At 35.0% G+C, this 19,824-nt stretch carries 14 protein-coding genes; 2 read left to right on the top strand and 12 right to left on the bottom strand.

Going from position 1 to position 19,824, the window contains the following annotated elements; all coding sequences use genetic code 11:
• Positions 1-97 precede the first annotated feature (97 nt).
• Positions 98-604, bottom strand: coding sequence for a hypothetical protein (locus tag BUC11_RS02755; RefSeq protein ID WP_073351667.1), 507 nt, complete (start codon positions 602-604; stop codon positions 98-100).
• 11 nt (positions 605-615) lie between these two features.
• Positions 616-1,380: an MBL fold metallo-hydrolase gene (locus tag BUC11_RS02750; protein WP_073351665.1), complete on the bottom strand. Its 765-nt coding sequence runs from the start codon at positions 1,378-1,380 to the stop codon at positions 616-618.
• Between the two features lie 94 nt (positions 1,381-1,474).
• Here BUC11_RS02750 and BUC11_RS02745 point away from each other — a divergent pair, with 94 nt between their 5' ends.
• Complete coding sequence (locus tag BUC11_RS02745) at positions 1,475-2,935, top strand: TonB-dependent receptor (RefSeq protein WP_073351663.1); 1,461 nt, start codon at positions 1,475-1,477, stop codon at positions 2,933-2,935.
• A 119-nt stretch (positions 2,936-3,054) separates the two neighbouring features.
• Here the strand turns inward: BUC11_RS02745 and bcp are convergent, their stop codons facing one another.
• Positions 3,055-3,507 carry a thioredoxin-dependent thiol peroxidase gene (bcp, locus tag BUC11_RS02740; protein ID WP_073351660.1) on the bottom strand — a complete coding sequence of 151 codons (453 nt, stop codon included), beginning with the start codon at positions 3,505-3,507 and terminating at the stop codon, positions 3,055-3,057.
• 333 nt (positions 3,508-3,840) lie between these two features.
• On the opposite strand from bcp, the gene BUC11_RS02735 reads away from it, so the two are divergent.
• Positions 3,841-4,506 carry an endonuclease III domain-containing protein gene (locus tag BUC11_RS02735; protein ID WP_073351658.1) on the top strand — a complete coding sequence of 222 codons (666 nt, stop codon included), beginning with the start codon at positions 3,841-3,843 and terminating at the stop codon, positions 4,504-4,506.
• Positions 4,507-4,592: 86 nt separating this feature from the next.
• Here BUC11_RS02735 and BUC11_RS16885 read toward each other — a convergent pair whose 3' ends face one another.
• The 9 genes from BUC11_RS16885 to BUC11_RS02695 form a co-directional block, all read right to left on the bottom strand.
• Complete coding sequence (locus BUC11_RS16885; RefSeq protein ID WP_165930086.1) at positions 4,593-4,736, bottom strand: hypothetical protein; 144 nt, start codon at positions 4,734-4,736, stop codon at positions 4,593-4,595.
• Positions 4,737-4,788: 52 nt separating this feature from the next.
• The gene (locus BUC11_RS02730) at positions 4,789-5,373 is read right to left on the bottom strand and encodes an RNA polymerase sigma factor (RefSeq protein ID WP_073351656.1); all 585 of its coding nucleotides are present in this window, start codon (positions 5,371-5,373) and stop codon (positions 4,789-4,791) included.
• A gap of 344 nt (positions 5,374-5,717) precedes the next feature.
• Positions 5,718-6,473: a glycoside hydrolase family 16 protein gene (locus BUC11_RS02725; RefSeq protein WP_073351654.1), complete on the bottom strand. Its 756-nt coding sequence runs from the start codon at positions 6,471-6,473 to the stop codon at positions 5,718-5,720.
• Between the two features lie 6 nt (positions 6,474-6,479).
• A complete protein-coding gene (gene bglX / locus BUC11_RS02720; RefSeq protein ID WP_073351652.1) occupies positions 6,480-8,780 on the bottom strand; it encodes a beta-glucosidase BglX in 2,301 nt (766 codons plus the stop codon).
• A gap of 68 nt (positions 8,781-8,848) precedes the next feature.
• Complete coding sequence (locus BUC11_RS02715; protein ID WP_073351651.1) at positions 8,849-10,492, bottom strand: family 16 glycosylhydrolase; 1,644 nt, start codon at positions 10,490-10,492, stop codon at positions 8,849-8,851.
• Between the two features lie 88 nt (positions 10,493-10,580).
• Entirely contained in the window at positions 10,581-12,176 is a 1,596-nt protein-coding gene (locus BUC11_RS02710; RefSeq protein WP_073351647.1) for a PKD domain-containing protein, read from the bottom strand.
• An 18-nt stretch (positions 12,177-12,194) separates the two neighbouring features.
• A complete protein-coding gene (locus tag BUC11_RS02705) occupies positions 12,195-13,673 on the bottom strand; it encodes a RagB/SusD family nutrient uptake outer membrane protein (protein WP_073351645.1) in 1,479 nt (492 codons plus the stop codon).
• Between the two features lie 11 nt (positions 13,674-13,684).
• A complete protein-coding gene (locus BUC11_RS02700; RefSeq protein ID WP_073351644.1) occupies positions 13,685-16,744 on the bottom strand; it encodes a SusC/RagA family TonB-linked outer membrane protein in 3,060 nt (1,019 codons plus the stop codon).
• A 236-nt stretch (positions 16,745-16,980) separates the two neighbouring features.
• A complete protein-coding gene (locus BUC11_RS02695; protein WP_073351642.1) occupies positions 16,981-19,782 on the bottom strand; it encodes a helix-turn-helix and ligand-binding sensor domain-containing protein in 2,802 nt (933 codons plus the stop codon).
• Between the last annotated feature and the right edge of the window lie 42 nt (positions 19,783-19,824).

Here is a 19,824-nt window from a genome sequence, read left to right as displayed (position 1 = left end):
AAAATGCCCAAATAAAACCTGATACAAATCCTCAGAAAGGAGATAATCGCAGGTCGAATATCTTAAGTAAAGGATTTTTCTCCGTTTAATCTATTGGCTATTTTTGTTTCTGGTATAACAAAGACTGATTTACTTCAAAAGAAATACTTTCATCTTCATTGACAAAGTACTTCAATAAAACTTCCCCCCAAATATCCCCATCACTAAAATCTGCGATAATCCATCGGTGATTCAAGACTTTTACTTTATTGATGATAAATTTATTCGCACCTATTTGATCTTGTCCTGTGTAAGGATTTCCTTTTGGGTTAGCGTTTAAATCCAATAATTTTTCAGTAACAACAGGAATTAATTTCTCGTATTGAATCATCTTTTCTGCACTTCCCGAATCAAAATAATTTTGAGCATTTTCATTTTTTTCCAAAGAAAAATAGTTGGCATCAGCTAATTTAGTAGTTAACAAATTGATACTGTCCCGCAGCTTAGTAGTTATTTTTTTGTACCTTTCTTGTTCAAATTTGACCTCGCTATCCAAGAAAGAATAAGTAAACACAGCAAAAAGTACAGCAAGAATAGATAAATAGAGAAATAATGATTTTTTCATTTGGATTGGTATTATAGTGTAATTTCTAAATTATCATACGCTAGGAAAACATTTTTTGGAAGTTTTTTTTGCACCTCTTCATGAAATCCCATAATATGACTTATGTGTGTGAGATAGGCCTTTTCAGGCTGAACCAAAGTTATAAAATCTAATGCTTCTTTCAAATTGAAATGCGTATCATGTGGTTCTTCTCGTAAAGCATTTATAACCAATACTTTTAAATTTTTAAGCTTTAAAATTTCGCTATCTTCAATTGTTTTGACATCTGTTAAATAGGCAAAATCGTCTATTCTGTAACCAAAAACTTGAAGGTTTCCATGCATTACATTCACGGGAATTGCTGTTTTGTTTCCAATGGAGAAGGGCTTATTGTTAATCACTTCATTGGTTTCTATAGACGGTGCTCCAGGATACTTATTCACGGTTTCAAAAACATACTCAAAGCGTCTTTTTAGATTATCAATGACTCTTTGATGCGCATAAATTGGTATTTCTCCTTGCTTAAAATTAAATGGCCGTATATCATCAATTCCTGCCGTGTGATCTGAATGTTCATGGGTAAATAAAATCCCATCAACCTTCTGGCAATGTGAAGAAAGCATTTGTTGTCTAAAATCAGGTCCGCAATCGATTACATAAGAATAATTACCCCACGAAATCCAAACAGAAACACGGAGTCTTTTGTCTTTACTATCAGTGCTTTTACATACAGGATGATTGCTCCCAATAACAGGAATCCCTTGTGACGTACCAGTTCCTAAAAAATATACCTTCAACTTTCTTGATTTTATTTACAAAAATAGGGTTAATTATCTTTCATTAGAAACCTATTTCATTAACTTTGACAAATATTAGCCATATTAAAAGAAAATGGATACAGAAATAAAATTAAAAGGTGATCGCATCATCGAACAAATCCCTTCAGTAAAAGATAAAGCACTCCGTATCAATTTGAATGAAAATATCTACGGTACTTTTGCAGAGATTGGAGCTGGACAGGAAACTGTAAGACATTTTTTTAGATCTGGTGGATCTTCTGGAACAATCGCAAAAGCGATGTCAGCTTATGACAAAGACTTTAGTGATGCCGTTTATGGCATTGAGGAAGACGGCCGTTATGTTACTGAAAGCCGACTCAAAAAAATGCTATCGCATGAGGTCAATTTAATAGAAAAACGTTTGAGCCGAGAAAAACATCCCAATAAAATGTTTTTTAGTTATGCCAATACGGTTGCCACAATCGACTTTGCCAAACAATTCAAAGGCCATGGTTGGGTAGGTATTAGTTATCAAATTGAGCCTGACGAGGATTATAACGAAATTATACTCCACATTCGTTTTAAAGAAACGGATGTTCGTTTACAACAAGAAACGCTTGGAATTCTGGGAGTAAACTTAATTTATGGAGCATATTACAAATACAACGATCCAAAACGCTTATTGCGTTATTTGTATGATCATCTAGATAAAGATCAATTGGAAATAGATACGATCAATTTCTCAGGTCCGCGTTTTGCCGATGTTGATAATCGTTTGATGAGTCTGCAACTTGTTAAAAATGGCATGACTGATGCCGTAATGTTTAATCCTGACGGCAAGAACATTCTTCCAGCAGCCATCTTGTACAAAAAAAATATTCTTGCTTTCCGAGGAAGTTTTCGTCCGGTGACAAAGGTCAACATGGATATGTATGAGAAATCATTGAAAATGTTTCTGAATGAAAACAAAGTAAATAAAGAAAATACACTTGTAATTTTTGAAATTACGCTGTCAAACCTTCGTTCCGATGGAGAAATCGATGAAAGAGATTTTATGGATCGAGCGGAGTTACTCTGCTCACTTGGGCAAACAGTTATGATTTCGAACTTTCAAGAATACTATAAAGTAGTAGAATATTTTGCTAATTATACCAAGGCAAGAATGGGATTAGCCATGGGTGTGAATAATTTAGTGGATATTTTTGACGAGAAATATTACCGCCATTTAAGTGGTGGCATACTAGAAGCTTTTGGTAAATTATTTTATCGCGATATGAAGGTATTCTTGTATCCAATGATTGGTGAAAACGGTGAAATAATTACATCAGAAAACTTGAAGGTACATCCTAGAATGAAAGAACTGTATAAATTCTTTAAGTTCAATGGAAAAGTAGTTGATATAAATGATTATGATCCTTCTATTTTAGAAGTGTTCTCCCGTGAAGTTTTAAACATGATCAATCAGGGCAAAATGGGCTGGGAAACCATGCTTCCTTCTGGTATTGCCGAAATAATAAAAGAACACCAACTCTTTGGCTATGATCCAAATAAAGTTTTGAAAGAAACTAATTAAACACTTTATTATAGTTTAAATACAAAATCCTTGATTGTGCAAACAGTCAAGGATTTTGTATTTATATGTATTAGCTAATTAGATTCTAAAAGACGCTCTATACTTTTACTACTAAAGATTTATTTCAATATTTGTGCAGCGTGTTCTTTAGTTTTTACTTTTTCGATAACCTCATCAATAATTCCGTTTTCGTCTATTACAAAAGTGGTTCTATGGATTCCATCATATTCTTTACCCATAAATTTTTTGGGACCCCAAACCCCAAAAGCCTGAATTACGGATTTATCTTCATCCGCAAGTAACGGAAAAGGAAATTCATACTTGTCCTTAAACTTGGCTTGTGCTTTGGCTGAATCAGCGCTTACGCCTAACAAAGCATAATTATTAGCTTGAAAACGCTCAAAATTATCTCTTAAATCACAAGCTTCTGCGGTACATCCAGGTGTACTTGCTTTCGGGTAAAAGAAAACTACGAGTTTTTTTCCAGCGTAATCGGCTAATTGATGTGCTTGTCCATCTTGATCCAAGGCAGAGAAATCAGGGGCTTTATCGCCTTTTTTTAATGTTGTCATAATTTTGTTTGTTTGTTAACCGTAAAGTTCGCAACAATGCTATTGCTTTTTTAAAACTTAGCTATCTTTACTAATGCTATTTCTATTCATTTTAATTAAAAGTAATACACTCAAAGGTAAAGAATTCCACCTCTATATACTATTTACTGCCCCATATGGCAATGAAAAGCCCAGACTAAAAAAAACTATTGTTTCTTGGTAATAAAGAGCGACCGGCAGGAAGCTCCTTTATGACCTTAGAAAAAAAGTTTTTTGAAGGAGGACTTGCAATGTACAGCTGGATTAGGCACATACTAAAAATTATACTATTTTTACACGTATAAAAATACAAAAATGAATAAGCAAGAACGTGTAACTTTTGTTATAAATACGTTAAAAGAATTATATCCAACGATCCCTATTCCGCTGGATCACAAAGACCCTTATACTTTATTAATTGCCGTTTTGCTATCGGCACAGTGCACGGATGTGCGGGTAAATCAAGTTACCCCTTTGCTTTTTGCCAAGGCAGATAATCCATACGATATGATTAAAATGTCAGTGGAGGAAATTAAAGCAATCATTCGGCCTTGTGGTCTATCGCCAATGAAATCGAAAGGAATTCATGGATTGTCTCATATCCTAATTGACAAACATGGTGGAGAAGTGCCTCAAAGTTTTGAATTTTTAGAAGAACTGCCGGCTGTGGGACATAAAACAGCGAGTGTGGTAATGTCACAGGCTTTTGGAGTTCCTGCATTTCCTGTTGACACTCACATTCATAGATTGATGTACCGCTGGAATTTAACCAATGGAAAAAACGTAGTGCAAACGGAGAAAGATGCGAAACGTATTTTTCCCGAGGAAATATGGAATGACCTGCACCTACAGATTATTTGGTACGGGAGGGAATATTCTCCAGCTCGTGGCTGGGATATGGAAAAAGATGTGATTACCAAAACTATTGGTCGCAAAACCGTACTTGATACTTATCTCAAAAAGCAAAGTAGCAAAAAATAAAAATCCCACATGTTCCATTTGAAATACGGTGGGATTTTTAAGCTGGTTACATTTGAAAAATGATTTGTTTTTTAATCAAGTGAGTCCTAATTCGATATAATTTCGAAACTTTTATTGTCTATTTTTATTATGCTTAATGCTTTGGAATAGCCTAATAAAAAAGAAATTGTTTCTTTACTTGGTTTCATCGTTTGGGAAACTAATGATTTTTTTGAGTAAGTTTTTGCCATAAAGTAATACCTTTTTGTTTTCTATTACAACGCAGCAACTTTCAAGATATTGTTAATTGGTTAAAACAATTTGGTGTTTATCAATTACTTTTCTCAAATTCATCAAAGCGTACCGCATTCTTCCTAAGGCAGTATTAATGCTCACTCCAGTAGACTCTGATATTTCCTTGAAACTCATATCTTGATACATACGCATGACTAATACTTCTTTTTGATCCGCTGGAAGTTCTTCTATTAGTTTTTGTAAATCCATCTGGACTTGGTCCGCTATAATTTTATTTTCTATTGTTAACGAATCATCAGACATTATTGAAAAAATAGAAAATTCCTCTGTTTCTCTGAACATCGGCATTTTTTTCGTTTTTCGATAATGATCTACCACCAGATTATGAGAAATACGCATTACCCATGGTAAGAATTTACCTTCTTCATTATAAGAGTTTGATTTCAAAGTTTTTATAACTTTGATAAAGGTATCTTGAAAAATATCATTGGTTATATCTCGATCTGGGATTTTAGAATAAATAAATCCGTAGATTTTTGATTCGTGCCTTTTTATTAGTTTAGCTAAGGCATCCTCATTACCTGCGACATATTCCTTAACTAATGACGCGTCTGGAAGTTGTATATTAACCATAATAATACTTTTTAGTTGTTAATTAAAATTCGAGATTTTTCTCTAAAAAGTAGTTTTCTATTATAGGCTAAAGAGTGTTTAGGTTGTTAAGTTTTCAAATTTAACCAATTATTATTTTAACATGCAAGTAAAATTAATAAAAATTAACATATCAAAAATAAAATTTGTTAAAATTTTTCTTCTTTTTTTCACATTAACAGTACAAATAGTATGCCTTTAGTCAACACAGTAAATTTTATGTCAAGGAATTCTTAAAAATAAAAGAACCAAAATAAGACTTGATTGTTAACTAATTAGAATCAAACCTTATTTTAGTTATACTCTTTTTAGATGATTTTTATCAGTTATTGATAGACTCTAATATAATCCACTGTAAAATCCTGCGGAAGAATTGTATCGTCCACTTCAGGACCACCAAAATTCCCTCCGATGGCCATATTCACAATAATGTAGAACGGCTGATTGAAAGGCCACACTGCCTCTGTCTTATTTTCAGGCGCAAACGTATAGACTAAAGTATCATCTACAAAAAAATCAATCTTGTCTTTGGTCCATTCCATAGCGTAAATATGAAAACCTTCCTCAATATCATCAAATCTTGTTTTCTTGGTATTTATAGTATTTCCGTGGCTGTCTTGCGTGTGCAATGAAGTAAAAACCATGTTGGGCTCTTTCCCAACATATTCTAAAATATCGATTTCACCGCATTTTGGCCAACCGACTTCAGTAATATTGGAACCTAACATCCACAAAGCAGGCCACACACCTTGACCTACAGGCAGCTTTGCTCTCGCCTCGAAACGACCGTATTGAAACTCTTTTTTGCCTTTGGTAGTGATTCGCGTCGAAGTATATTTATCTCCTTCCTTTTTGGCTGTAATGACTAAATGATCTTTAGTAATCTTGTGGTTTTGATTGGTGTACAATTGTCGCTCGTTATTGCCCCAACCACAGTTAGGACAACCATCACCAAGTTCAAAGTTCCAATTCTTTTCATTTAATTCTTTTCCGTCGAAATTTTCTTCCCAAACCAGTTTTCTATTGGTTTGCTGTGCATAGGAAAAATTGACCACAAATAATAATACTACTATTTTTTTCATTTTAGTTTAATTAGAATATTGAAAATTGCCTTCCAATTTTGTTACAGAACTACCTCCGATGAATACTTTAAAATCTCCAACTTCTGCTTCCCATTTTCTATTTGCTGTGAAATACTCAATTGTTTTTTCATCGATTGTAAACACCACTTTCTTGGTTTCGTTAGGCTGTAATTCAATCATTTCAAAACCTTTTAACTCTTTAACGGGACGCGTGACACTTCCTATCAAATCCCTAATGTATAATTGAACGACCTCTTTTCCAGCAACTTTGCCATAATTTTTCAGGTTTACAGAAACTTCTATTTTGCCATTTTTAGCAAAAGAATTGGATGATAGTTGCAAATCAGAGTAATCAAATTTAGAGTAACTAAGTCCATGACCAAAGGGATATAAAGGCGTATTCTTTTCATCAATATAGTGAGACCAAAATACACTTTCAGGCTCATTCATGACCGGTCTTCCTGTATTTTTATAATTGTAATATAGTGGAAGCTGACCCACATTTCTAGGAAAAGTCATTGGTAATTTCCCACTTGGGTTGTAATCACCGTACAAAACCTGAGCAATAGCGTTACCGCTTTGTGTTCCTAAATGCCATCCTTCAACAATGGCAGGAATATTTTCATCAGCCCAAGGAATCGCTAATGGGCGACCGTTATTTAAAACCAATACCACATTTGGATTGGCTTTGTATACTGCTTCTAATAATTCTTGTTGCACACCTGGCAAACCAATATCAGCTCTACTCCTACCTTCACCGGACTGCAAACCGTGTTCTCCTAAAACCATAACTACTACATCCGCTTGTTTTGCAACGGCTATCGCTTCAGCAAATCCACTTTTGTCCGTCATATTTATTTTGGTTTCCCAAACGAATTGCGTTCTTCCTTCTGTTACATCAGCTCCTTTGGTATACGTAAGCTGATTCCCAGGATATTTTTGCAATCCTTCCAAAACTGAAATGGCTGTATTGTCATCAGCAGCGATTCTCCAACTTCCTAATGGACTCGTTTTATCATTTGCCAAAGCCCCAATTAATGCAATTTTTTGACCTGATTTTTTAAGAGGCAATAACTCCTTCTCATTTTTCAAAAGTACAATTGATTTTTTGGCCATATCCAGAACTCCTTCTTGAAATTCTGTTTTTCCAACAGTTGCCAATTCGCGATTTTCATCACAGTATTTATAAGGATCATCAAATAAACCCAATTCAAATTTTACTTTCAAAATACGTCTTGCCGCATCATCAATAACACTTTCTTTGACTTTGCCTTCTTTAACCAACGCCACTAAATGTTCCACATACGCACTGGATTCCATATCCATGTCGGAACCAGCATTAATAGCTATTTCAGCTGCCTGTTTACTGTCTTTCGCATAACCATGTGGAATCATTTCGTTGATCGAACCCCAATCAGACACTACAAAACCATCGAATTTCCAATCTCTTTTTAAAACTTCTCTTTGCAAGTAAGCATTTCCTGTTGCGGGAATACCATTTAGTTCATTGAAAGAGTTCATAAATGTTCGAACACCAGCCTCAACAGCTGCTTTGAATGGAGGAAAAATAGTATTTTGCAATACGGTTTCACTAATATCAACGGTATTATAATCTCTCCCGGATTCTGCAAAAGCATATCCTGCAAAATGTTTGGCACAAGCCAAAATAGTATTCGTCGCCGCTAAATCTTCGCCTTGAAAACCTTGTACACGAGCTACGGCAATTTTACTTCCTAAGAAAGGATCCTCACCAGCGCCTTCCATCACACGACCCCAACGGGCATCTCGGGCAATATCAACCATAGGCGCAAAAGTCCAGTTTAGCCCTACAGCAGCTGCTTCTTCAGCGGCTATTGCAGCTGATTTTTTTATCGCTTGTAAATCCCAACTTGCCGCTTCGGCTAACGGAATTGGACTGATTGTTTTGTATCCGTGAATCACATCAAATCCAAAAATCAGTGGAATCCCTAAGCGGGTTTGTTCTACCGCTATTTTTTGCAACGCTTTTACATCTTTAACTCCTTTTACATTTAGCATTGATCCAACCAAACCTTTTTTTAAGTCCTCGTATTTTTTTGCTGCCTGACCTTCTTTTGGTGTCGGACCTGTGATATCCCAAAAACCATTGTACTGATTGAGTTGCCCTACTTTTTCTTCCAAAGTCATCAGTTGAAGCACAGAATCCACTTTAGTCTCTAAAACATTTTCTTTGGAAAAAGCAACAGGCGATTTCAAGATTTTATTACTGCAACCTGCAACTAGTAGAGCTGCTATAGCAAATGATGCTAACAGGGATTTATTTTTCATCTTTATCCATTTTTATTATATTGGAAAGGCCGAAATAAATTCCGACCCTTTTATATTAATTCCTTATTTTATTGATAAATCCTCACATAATCAATCTCCATAGAAGATTGAGTAAAAGCAGGATCAATAGCTCCACCAAAAGTTCCTCCCATTGCCACATTCAAAATCATGAAAAAATCACTGTTAAAAGGTACTGAACTACTGTTAGCAAAAGAATGGAATAACTTATCATCCACATAAAACTGAATTGAGGTGGGACTCCAAATTGTTTTGTAAATATGAAATTCACTTGACGCATTTGCTATGGTTGTGGTAGCCGTATTTGCGTTTCCACCAAAATTCCCCGGATAATGCAAGGAACCATGAATTACATTCGGAGTATTTCCTCGGTGCTCCATGAAATCAATTTCACCACAATTTGGCCATGCATTTGTTTTATAATCTTGTCCTAAGGACCAAATTGCAGGCCAAGTTCCTCCACCTACTGGTAGTTTAGCTTTGACCTCTATTTTACCATAAGTAAATTCGTATTTATCTTCTGTCTTTAATCTTGTAGAAGTGTAACTTGTTCCTACCTTTTTAGCAGTAATTTTTAAACTTCCACCTTGAACAATTACATTATCAGCAGCACTAGTGTACGTTTGTGCTTCACCATTCCCCCAACCGCCAGCACCAAGGTCATAACCCCATTTTGTAGGATCTGGAGCACCGTCAGTATTGAATTCATCAGAAAATTTCAAAACAGTATAATCAACTGTAGGAGTAGGCGTTACAGCTGCACCTGGAGGCGAAGTGGTAAAAGTATGATACCAAGCTAAAAATGGATTTCCAGATTGAATCACGCGTACTACCATTCTATTATCAGTAATTGATAAGATTTCGTAAGAACTAGTTCCAACAAAATACCCCATAAAACCACCATCTGCGATATTAATTACAGTTCCTCTGGTTTGAGTTGCACTATCTGGATTCTTAGTTACGAAAGATTCGGATTTGCTCAACGTGACTGTTTTTAACCCACTAGTGTTTAGGTCATAACAAGCATCCTCACCACCACCTTTGAAAGCACCGTTATAATACGTTTGTCCTTTGTTATCCAATTCAAATTTCATTATTGGACCAACAAGAGAAAAAGTCATTACGCTATTATACAAACACGTAGCTGATTTCTCATTAGCTTTAGCTTGATAGAAATCTGGGTAATAATTTTTTGTTCCAAAAGTTGGATCTGACCAAGCAACATTTGGACCAACTCCTAAATGTCCTGGCTCAGTTTGCGCCCAATACCATTTTCTGGACGTTCCAGCAGTTAAGAATTGTACCGCTTGTTCATCTTTAAAATCACTGAAAACAGTTACTTCCAAAGTCATATTGGTAGCTACTCCTCCCGCTCCAGAAGCGATTACAGTAACTGTGTATGTATTTGTACCTGGTGTAGCAAAAGTGTTTTCCAAAATCCCACTAGGTGAATTCTGAGAAGTTCCATCGCTAAAAATGTACTTATATGAAATAGCGTTATCCGCCGTACTAGAAAATTTTACTTTTCCCGAGCCATCTCCATTCGGAAACGCAACAGACTTGCCCGTTATTTCTACCGCAACTTGGAGGTTGGCAGGAGTATCTATTGCTCCAAAACCTAAATTATCCTCCTGGCAATTGACCATCAAAAGAAGGACAAACAGGGATACTATGTTTATTATTATTTTTTTCATTTTTACTATTTTTTTAAAAATCCAGTTGTGATAATCGATTGAAATCCAATCCTTTTAAATTTATCATGAATTTACTTTATCCGATTTATTAGTTGTGAAAATAAACATTATCAATATAAACAGTGTTATTTCCAGATGGTGCTCCTACAAAGATCAACTGTGCAATATGAGCACGTGTGGTCAACCCTGTAAAAGTGCTTAAAGGAATATCTAAACTCACCCACGATCCTTTTGCAGGAGCGGTAATCGTTACCTCGTGCTCTTTGTCATCACCACCACCAAAAGCACCATTCGCGCCAAAATCAACTAATTTTATTTTGAATACTGTGAAATCGGAAGACCAAACATCCGTATGAAAATGGGTCATAGCTGTTGCATTTATAGGAGTTGTTGTTGCTTCTATACCAACAAAATCAAGGGCACTGTATTTTTTGGTAGCATTTCCATTGATGCTTAAATCCGTAAGTGTGGCACTAGACCAAGAAGTTCTCCACGTGTCAACCGCTACATTTGTATAGACATCACTGAACATAGAAATCACTTTAGAAGCCGCTACAGTTGGTGTTGGAGCTGCAGTTATAGATCCTGCTTGATTGTAAAAGAAAACATTATCTACATAAACCGTAGTATTTCCTGAGGGAGCACCAACTAAAATTAATTGTGCAATATGACTGCGAGTTGTCAATCCGGTAAAGGTACTTAACGGAAGATCTAAACTCACCCATTTCTCCTTTTCAGGGTTTGAAATTGTGATTTCGTGTTCTTTATCATCACCTCCGCCAAAAGCGCCATTAGCTCCAAAATCGACTAACTTAACTTTAAATTCTGTTAAATCCGAGGACCAAATATCTAGGTGAAAAAATGTCATAGCTGATGCATTTATAGGAGTTGTAGTCGCTTCGATACCTACAAAATTCAAGGCACTATATTTCTTAGTTTTATTGCCACTGATGTCAATATCTTCAAGGTTAGCCTGTGACCAAGAAGTTCTCCAAGTATCCACAGCAACATTTGTATAACTATCACTGAACATGGAAATTACATTTGCCGCAGGAATCGTAGGAATAGGTGCTGCAAATAAATTAGTTACGGTAATTGCCTGTGTTTTTTCTGTTGTTGCAAGACCGCCACTTAAGGCAACCACTCTTACTTGATATGTTCCAGGATTTAAGTAGGTGTGTGTAATCACTTCATCTTCCATAAAATCAACTGGAACTTCATTAGCTACATCTCCAAAATAAACCTGAAAGAAAGTCTCTAATTCTGCTTTAGCAGTTACATTAATCGAAAGGTTACTGCCTATAGTTATGGTAGGTTCAAAATTTGTTGGGGCTAGAAAAGATACGGTAACTTCTTGAATCGCTTCTGTTTTTTTACCATTGATCGTTACACCTACAATTTTTGCTTGATACTTACCTTCTCTATATTTATGAGTAACAGTTCCACCAGGATTTACATAAGCAGGCGTTGTAGTCGCATCTCCAAAATAAATTTCAAATTGGGTAACTCCTTCCCCTTTTGGCAAAAAAGTGACATTCCCTGAATTATCTTGAGTTATGGTTGTCAATGCAGCTATATTTAAAGGAGCCTTCACGCCGTCCAAATCCACATCATTGTTTTCGTCTGAACATCCTAAAAAGAACGTTAGAACAAAAATACTTAGTATTAATTTTAACTTTTTCATATATAAATCATATTAGTTTTAATATCCAGGATTTTGTGCCCAATTTCCATTAGCAAATTGAATCTCTTCCAATGGAATTGGAAATAATTCATTCTTATTGGCTTTAAATCCAGTAATTTCCTGTGCTGCTTTTCCTGTACGAACTAAATCGAAGAAACGGTGGCCTTCACCAACTAATTCTACTCTTCTTTCTGCCAAAATAAAGTCAGTCAACGCAGCTCCAGAAGAGGAGATATCATGATTTAAGTCTCCAAAAGCTCGTCTTCGAACTTGGTTCAAATACCCTCTTGCTTTTGCATCATCAATTCCACCGCGATTGTAGGCTTCCGCAGCCATCAGAAGAACATCTGCGTATCGAATCGCTCTGTAATTATTTGGATTGGTTAGATTTAAATCCCCTTGGGCTTCGGAACGTCTTTTTCTTGGAATGTATTTTCTGTTAAAAAAACCAGTATGTTCATATCCCTTTCCAAAAGTAGCGCCTGTTGCAGTAGCCCAAGCTTCTATGTCTAAAATTGCTACCGCTTTTCTTCTGTCTCCAGCTTCAAATGCGTTCACGACTTTCTGAGTTGGAACATTAAAACTAAAACCAGACGTAAATAAATCACCTGAATAATTTCTTGGTCCACTAAAACCTACGGCTATATTTCCTTCACTGCATTGGAAACATCCAAATCCGGCACCTTCCACATCAGTATACTGCACTTCGAAAACTGATTCCGGACCATTCTCTCCTGCATTTTCAAAAATAGTATTGTAATCTGAAACCAGTGAATAGGGAGATGCCGAAATTAAACTTTCAAGAGTGGTTGCTGCTTGTGGATATTTATTTTGATATAAATAGGCTTTCCCTAGTAATGCTAAAGCAGCGCCTTTAGTTGCTCTTCCTTTTTGTGCCGCTGTAGCAGATAAGTTTTCGGAAGCAAAAATTAAATCGGCTTCAATTGAAGCATAAACTTCTGAAATAGAAGAGCGAGGAATTACTTTTTCGTCACCAGGATTGAATCGTGCATCCCCTTTCATGGGAATTCCACCAAACCATTTTACTAATTCAAAATGATAATACGCTCTTAGAAAACGTGTTTCTGCAAGTACTTGATTTTTGCCTTCAAAATCAGTTTTGTCTTTAAATTCCATAATGTAATTCGTTCTCTGAACTCCAGCAAACATCCAGTCCCATAAATTTTTAAGATTACTGTTCACAGGAGTATGAATCATTTTGTCAATTTGCTGAAAACCGGGCGTATCGGATTGACTTTCGCCACCAGCCAACGTATTATCTGAAGCAATTTCGCCTAATAAAGCATTAAGATAAGTAGATTGCAACAAATCATAAGAAGCAATTAAAGCATTGTCATAATCGGATTTTGAGTTAAAATAATTCTCCGAATCAATCGAATATTCAACAGGTCGGTCAACAAAATCATCACTACAAGAAATGGTTACAGTAGAGAGTACAATTGTTGTTATTAGGGTAATAAATAGATACTTTTTCATTTTTATACGAATTAAAAATTAATGTTTAAACCTAACAAATAGGTTCTTGGAATTGGATAAAAACCATAGTCAATTCCACCGCCAATTGGAGATCCATTGGATGCGCCTGGATCAAAACCTTTGTATTTTGTAAACGTGTACAAATTGTTTACCCCTGCATACAACCTAACTTTAGTGATTCCCGCTTTTTCAGAATATTTAGGATCTAATGAATAGCCTAACTGCATGTTTTGGATTCTTAGATAAGAGGCATCTTCAACAAAATAACTAGAGAAAGTTGAATTTCCAGTTGCACCCGTAGTGACTCTTGGAGTAGAATTAGTACTTCCTTCCCCTGTCCAGCGATCCAAGACATAATTAAGGCGATTCACATCAGTAAGATTTCTTTCGTAATTTCTGACCATATCATTCCCCACAGAGGCAAAAGTATAGACTGCAAAATCAAAGTTCTTGTAATTCATTTGCAAATTGAACCCCATTGTCGCTGCCGGAATTGGATCACCAATACTAGTTCTATCATTAGGATCAAGGATTCCATCTCCGTTGACATCCACAAAACGAAGATCACCAGGACTCGCCTCTGCACCAAGGGCTAATTGAGATGGATGTGCAGCAACTTCAGCTTGGTTTTGAAAAATCCCATCCGTTTGATATCCGAAAAAATAACCTATCGGCTTGCCCACTTCCATTCTTGAAGGAGGGAGTTGACCTACGCCAAATGCACCACCTTCAATATATCCTATTCCGTTATTTACTTCTAGCACTTCATTTTTAAGGAAAGTAACATTGTACCCAACACTCATCGAAAAATTATCAGAGAATTTATTTTTGTAATCGATGGAGAACTCCAAACCTGAATTTCGTACCGTTCCCGCATTGATTGTTGGTGAAGCTGCCCCTGGAGCTGCAGTTCCGTTGATTCCAGAAACAGGAATAAAAGGGATTAATAAATCAGCTCTGGTATCAATAAAATAATCTGCAACTATAGACACTTTATTTTGTAGTAGTTTAAAATCTAAACCAACATCAAATTTTCTAGCCTCTTCCCATTTCAAATTTGGATTTGGAGTTTGGCCCGTTGCTAAACCATTCACTAAAACATCATCAAAAACATAAGTTGCCTCTCCGCTCAATTGAGAAATATACCCATTATTTGGAATTTGGTCATTTCCTAAAGTACCATAACTCCCTCTCAACTTCATGAAGTTGATTATTTTGTCTTCTCCAAAAAATCCTTCATCTGAAATTACCCAACCTGCCGTGAACGATGGAAAATACCCCACTTTGTTTCCAGGACCAAATTTAGTCGAAGCATCACGACGAATCATTGCTGAAAAAAGGTATTTTCCTTTATAATCGTATTGCCCTCTTGCAAAATAAGAAAGTCTTCTTTCGTCATAATTGTAAGAACTGTTTGGAACTGTTTCAGAAATACCCTTTGTCAACGCTATATCTGCAAATTCCCATGAATTGTAAGGAACATCAAATCCAGTTGCAAACAATCCGTTTCCAAACTGCTTAAAAATAGTATTTCCTATTGTGGCCGTTATATTGTGATCCTCAGCAACTTTCTTAGTATACGTTCCGAATAAATCAAAAGAATAATCATTATCATTAATAGCACTTTGAGAAACCGAACTTCTCAAAACATCAAATACTTTATCCGAAGGATTTATCCAATACAAAATTTGTTTGGCAAACGATTTAGATTCACTATTTGAAGTATTAAAACCAATAGAACTCGAAATTGTAAAATCTTTAAAAACTTTATAATCCAATCCAAAATTACCATTTACTTTTTTAAAGTTATAATCATTATAAGTATTAGCCATTTGGGCTAATGGATTTATAATTTCTATTCCCAACCCAGTATTTGTCGGCACTTTTGTAAAATCGCCATTGGCATCATAAGGTGATAATGTAGAGGGCGTATTTAAAGCATTAAATAAAACAGAACCTAAACCATTTTCATTTAATGATTTTCTATTAAAATAAGTATAGATTACGTTCGTTTTCAATTTCAATTTCTCTGAAACATCTGCTCCCAACGAGACTCTGGCGGTATTTCTTAAAAACCCAGATTTACTTTCGCCAATAATCCCTTCTTGATCCAGATGAGAACCACTTACGGCGTACGTAATTTTATCAGATCCCCCAGAAAAGGAAATATCATGGTTGATAATAGGGACACTGATACTAAAAACCTCATTTTGCCAGTTTGTCCCTTTACCTAAACCAGAAACATTAGGAAAAGGAACTGGGTTGCCTCCATTAGCATAGCTTTCGTTTAATAATAATGCGTATTCGGTAGCATTCAATGTCGGTAATGTTCTTGACGTTTCCTGAAAACCGGTATAGGAATTATAGCTGATTCTAGCTTTTGAGTTTTTTTTACCCGATTTAGTGGTAATAAGGATGATCCCATTAGCACCAATAGTACCATAAATAGCTGCTTGAGCATCTTTTAAAACTGTGATAGATTCTACATCATTTGGATTTAACAATCCCAACTCTCCCACATATCCATCAATTATAGTGGTGGGCCTATTCTCCCCATTGGTGGCAATACCCCTAATACGAATATCCAAAGCGGCTCCAGGAGCGCCTGAGGTAGTAGTCACGTTCACCCCAGAAACTGTTCCTTGTAAAGCTTGTTCAATTCTTACAGGTTTTAAAGCCTCTAAAGTTTTACTGTCCACAACAGAAACTGCACCTGTTACTTCTCTTCTTTTCTGAGTTCCGTATCCAATCACCACTACTTCATCTAATACTTTCGAATCTTCTTCCAACGAAATTGAAAGCGCACTATTGCTAGCTACAACTTTATATTCCCTATTTTTAAATCCTATGTAAGTAAAGACAAGTGTAGCGTCAGCAGCAACTCCTTTTAGAGAGAAACGACCATCCATATCTGTCGATGTACCAATTGTTGAATTTTTAACTTGAACATTTACTCCCGGTATAGGTAAACCAGAACCTGCTTCCTTAACAACTCCTCCAACATCATATCCTTGGGCAAAACCAAAAGAGGATAGAAATAGAAAAAGGATTAGTAGATAGTTTGACTTCATAATTTATGTTTTTTGTGAATTATAAAATTAATAGGAACCATTAATAATAAATCAAAAAGAACCTCAACAAAAAACATACAATGCAAAAATTTTGGTATTTAATTTACAATACTGAAAAAAGTATTGAATATTAAGAAGAAATTATGATACTTGCTTTTCTTATAAAACAAAAAAACCACAACAATAACGGTATTGTTGTGGTAATGTATAGTTTTATTTTTGAGAATTGAAGAAAACTATACAGATAAAATGTACTCAACAAGCCCCTGTTCATGCGATAACTCCATTTTTTTACGCAAACGATATCTTTTTATTTCAACACTTCGAACCGAAATATTTAACAAAGGAGCCACTTCTTTAGATGAAAGATTTAATCTTAAGTAGGCACACAATCGCAGATCATTTGGAGTTAAAGATGGATGAGCTAGCTTTACTTTTTTCAAAAAATCTTTATCCGCATTGTCAAAAGCTTCCTTAAAAACACTCCAGCTATCCCCTTCTGAAATATTCTTATTGATGGTAGAAATAACCGATTTGATACTTCGATTCCCATCGTCCGTTGTTTTCTTTAAGTCCTCTTTAATAAAAGCTAGCAGTTCATTTTTACTATTTAAACTCATAGTAGAGACAGCCAACTCCCTATTTTTAGTATCCACATCTAAAGAAAGCTGCTCGTTTCTAACTCGCATTACTTCTTGCTCGTTTTCAAGCTCCTTAATTTCTAATAATAGATTATTCTCTTCTATCAGTTTTTCTTTTTGTTTTTGATAGTAGTTTTTATAGGTTTTGTGAATAAGTCGAGCCATTATAAGAAAGAAAATAAAATAGATAAAGAGCGCAAGATTAACCAAATACCACGGCTTTTCAACTCGGAACGAATAAACAACGGCATCATTCAAAGTACCATTAGCAAATTTAGCTCGTACTTTGAACGTGTAATCACCTGATGGCAAATTCTTAAAATTTACCGACGTTTTTGCATTCCAAGCACTCCAATCTTCTTGAAACCCTTCTAATAAATACTGAAATTCAGCATTTATATATTTATTGTATTCTGGAACGGTGTAATTAATAGTGATGTTATTTTCATCGTAGTGAAAACGACCTTCATTTAAAATAGTTTGATTTTTAAAAATTTCATTTTGCCTATTTGTCATCACATCAGTAATTAAAACTGTGTAGTTTTTAAAACTCAAATCGTTAAGATTTAGAATATAATACCCATCAGTAGTTCCAATCAAATAGTTAGAGTTCGAAATTTGGGTAATATTTTCATAACCTAACATGGAATTAGTCAATGAAGCGGGAATTGGAATTATATTTTGTTTCAGCTGTTTACTTAATTTACTTAATGAAAAATAATGAATGTAATTTTTCGAGAAAAGCCATATTTTATTTGAATTATCAACAATTAATTTTCCCGATGTGTACTCCTCCTTTTCAAAAATAGAACTCAACAACTTGTCTTTATTGAATTGTTTTGTCTTGTCATTCAATTTGAAGATCCCTTCCTTATTAGCATAATAAATGGTGTTATTGAATTTAGTCAAACTGGCATTTTTCCCTTTTGTAGGTGTTTTATAAGTTTTAAAAGGATTTGTTTTCAATAGATTTGGATCCAACTGTAACCTAAAAACTCCTTTGTATTCGTGACTAACAAAAACTTCCAAACTATTTGTGACTTCAAAATATTTGGAGGAATAATCAAATCCGGCTACTTTATTTCTAAAACTCCACTGATTATTGATTTTAGTAAGGACTGACATTCCGTAATAATTTCCTTGAAGTAAAATACCTTTTTGATTGGGGACTGTTTCAAACTTCCAAGTTCCTGATGCTGAAAATATGTTTTTTGCAATCGTATTTTCAATTACAAAGGTTCCAGAATCATGACCACAAAAAAGTGTACCATCGTATTCAAACAAAGACCAAACCTGCCCCTTTGTACCATTTACAAACTTGAATTCATCATTAGTCTGATAATTTTTATAAAATAAACCTTGATTAGTTCCTACATACAGTTTGCCATTGTACAATTTGGACGTATATACGGTTCCTAAAATTCCTGTATCATCAACAAAACTTTGTATTGGAGATTGCAGATTAATACAATTGATTCCGTTGTCTAAACCTGCCCAAAGATTTTTATCGGCATCTTCAAATAAAGAAAGTACCGTATTATTACTCAAACCTTTATTTTGAGTGATGTGGTATTTGATTTTTCCATCATTTTTTACGATAAAAACCCCATTTGAAACCGTTCCTAAAGCAAAGCTTCCGTCTGACAGTAACTGACTACTGTACACGCTGCTTGCCGCCAACTCTGAGTCAACTTCTGTAGAAAACTTAGTCAAGACAGTTCCTATGAGTTTGTAAAATCCGTTGCTCTGGGTTTGGATTAAAAGGCCTTCATCTATTGCGAAAATATTTACGATTTTATTCGTTTGTAAAATTACATTGTCAGAAACCAATCGTCCTTTTCCACTTTCAATTTCAAAAAGCCCTTCATTAATCGTTTGAAAAAAGAGCGCATTTTTTGTTCGAAACGATTTGGTTATATTATTTTTAGGAGCAATAATTTGAAACCCTCCTGTTTTAGAATCATAAATATAAATCCGATTCAAGGATTGAAAAATCACCCATTGATCATAATTTAAGATGTTCCAAAATTGTTCATCATCAAGAATTTTACTTTTTATTGTTTTGCTCAGTGAAACGTATTTAAGCTTGCCATTTGCCTGTCGCGTCCAGAAACCAAATTCCATGTAACAACCCGTGAAAACCTTGTTTCCAATCACTTTTACCGAACGAATAATAGTTTCGTTTGGCGATGGATATAACTCCCATGCAGCACCATTAAACTCTAGCAGTCCCTCATTATTAGCAAAGAAAACATAATGGTTTTGACCTTGAGAAATCATCCAATTTTGGTTTCCAGCTCCATATACAGAAGAGGAATATTTGACAATTGGTGGCAATTCTTGAGAAAAAGCAGTAAAAGACAGTAAAAAAATAAAAATGTATAGTTTTGTTTTCAATGGTATATCGATGTTAATTATTCCAAAAATAATCTTAAAAAT

It is taken from the genome of Flavobacterium xanthum (genome assembly GCF_900142695.1).
GTDB lineage: Bacteria > Bacteroidota > Bacteroidia > Flavobacteriales > Flavobacteriaceae > Flavobacterium > Flavobacterium xanthum.
This window is presented reverse-complemented; position numbering and strand designations above follow the sequence as displayed.

Bases quoted from the DNA above. Each gene is read 5' to 3' on its own strand.
- BUC11_RS02715 (WP_073351651.1), bottom strand. From the start codon at position 10,492: ATGAAAAAAATAATAATAAACATAGTATCCCTGTTTGTCCTTCTTTTG.
- BUC11_RS02745 (WP_073351663.1), top strand. From the start codon at position 1,475: ATGGATACAGAAATAAAATTAAAAGGTGATCGCATCATCGAACAAATC.
- BUC11_RS02730 (WP_073351656.1), bottom strand. From the start codon at position 5,373: ATGGTTAATATACAACTTCCAGACGCGTCATTAGTTAAGGAATATGTC.
- BUC11_RS16885 (WP_165930086.1), bottom strand. From the start codon at position 4,736: ATGGCAAAAACTTACTCAAAAAAATCATTAGTTTCCCAAACGATGAAA.
- BUC11_RS02705 (WP_073351645.1), bottom strand. From the start codon at position 13,673: ATGAAAAAGTATCTATTTATTACCCTAATAACAACAATTGTACTCTCT.
- BUC11_RS02735 (WP_073351658.1), top strand. From the start codon at position 3,841: ATGAATAAGCAAGAACGTGTAACTTTTGTTATAAATACGTTAAAAGAA.
- BUC11_RS02725 (WP_073351654.1), bottom strand. From the start codon at position 6,473: ATGAAAAAAATAGTAGTATTATTATTTGTGGTCAATTTTTCCTATGCA.
- bglX (WP_073351652.1), bottom strand. From the start codon at position 8,780: ATGAAAAATAAATCCCTGTTAGCATCATTTGCTATAGCAGCTCTACTA.
- BUC11_RS02710 (WP_073351647.1), bottom strand. From the start codon at position 12,176: ATGAAAAAGTTAAAATTAATACTAAGTATTTTTGTTCTAACGTTCTTT.
- BUC11_RS02700 (WP_073351644.1), bottom strand. From the start codon at position 16,744: ATGAAGTCAAACTATCTACTAATCCTTTTTCTATTTCTATCCTCTTTT.
- bcp (WP_073351660.1), bottom strand. From the start codon at position 3,507: ATGACAACATTAAAAAAAGGCGATAAAGCCCCTGATTTCTCTGCCTTG.
- BUC11_RS02755 (WP_073351667.1), bottom strand. From the start codon at position 604: ATGAAAAAATCATTATTTCTCTATTTATCTATTCTTGCTGTACTTTTT.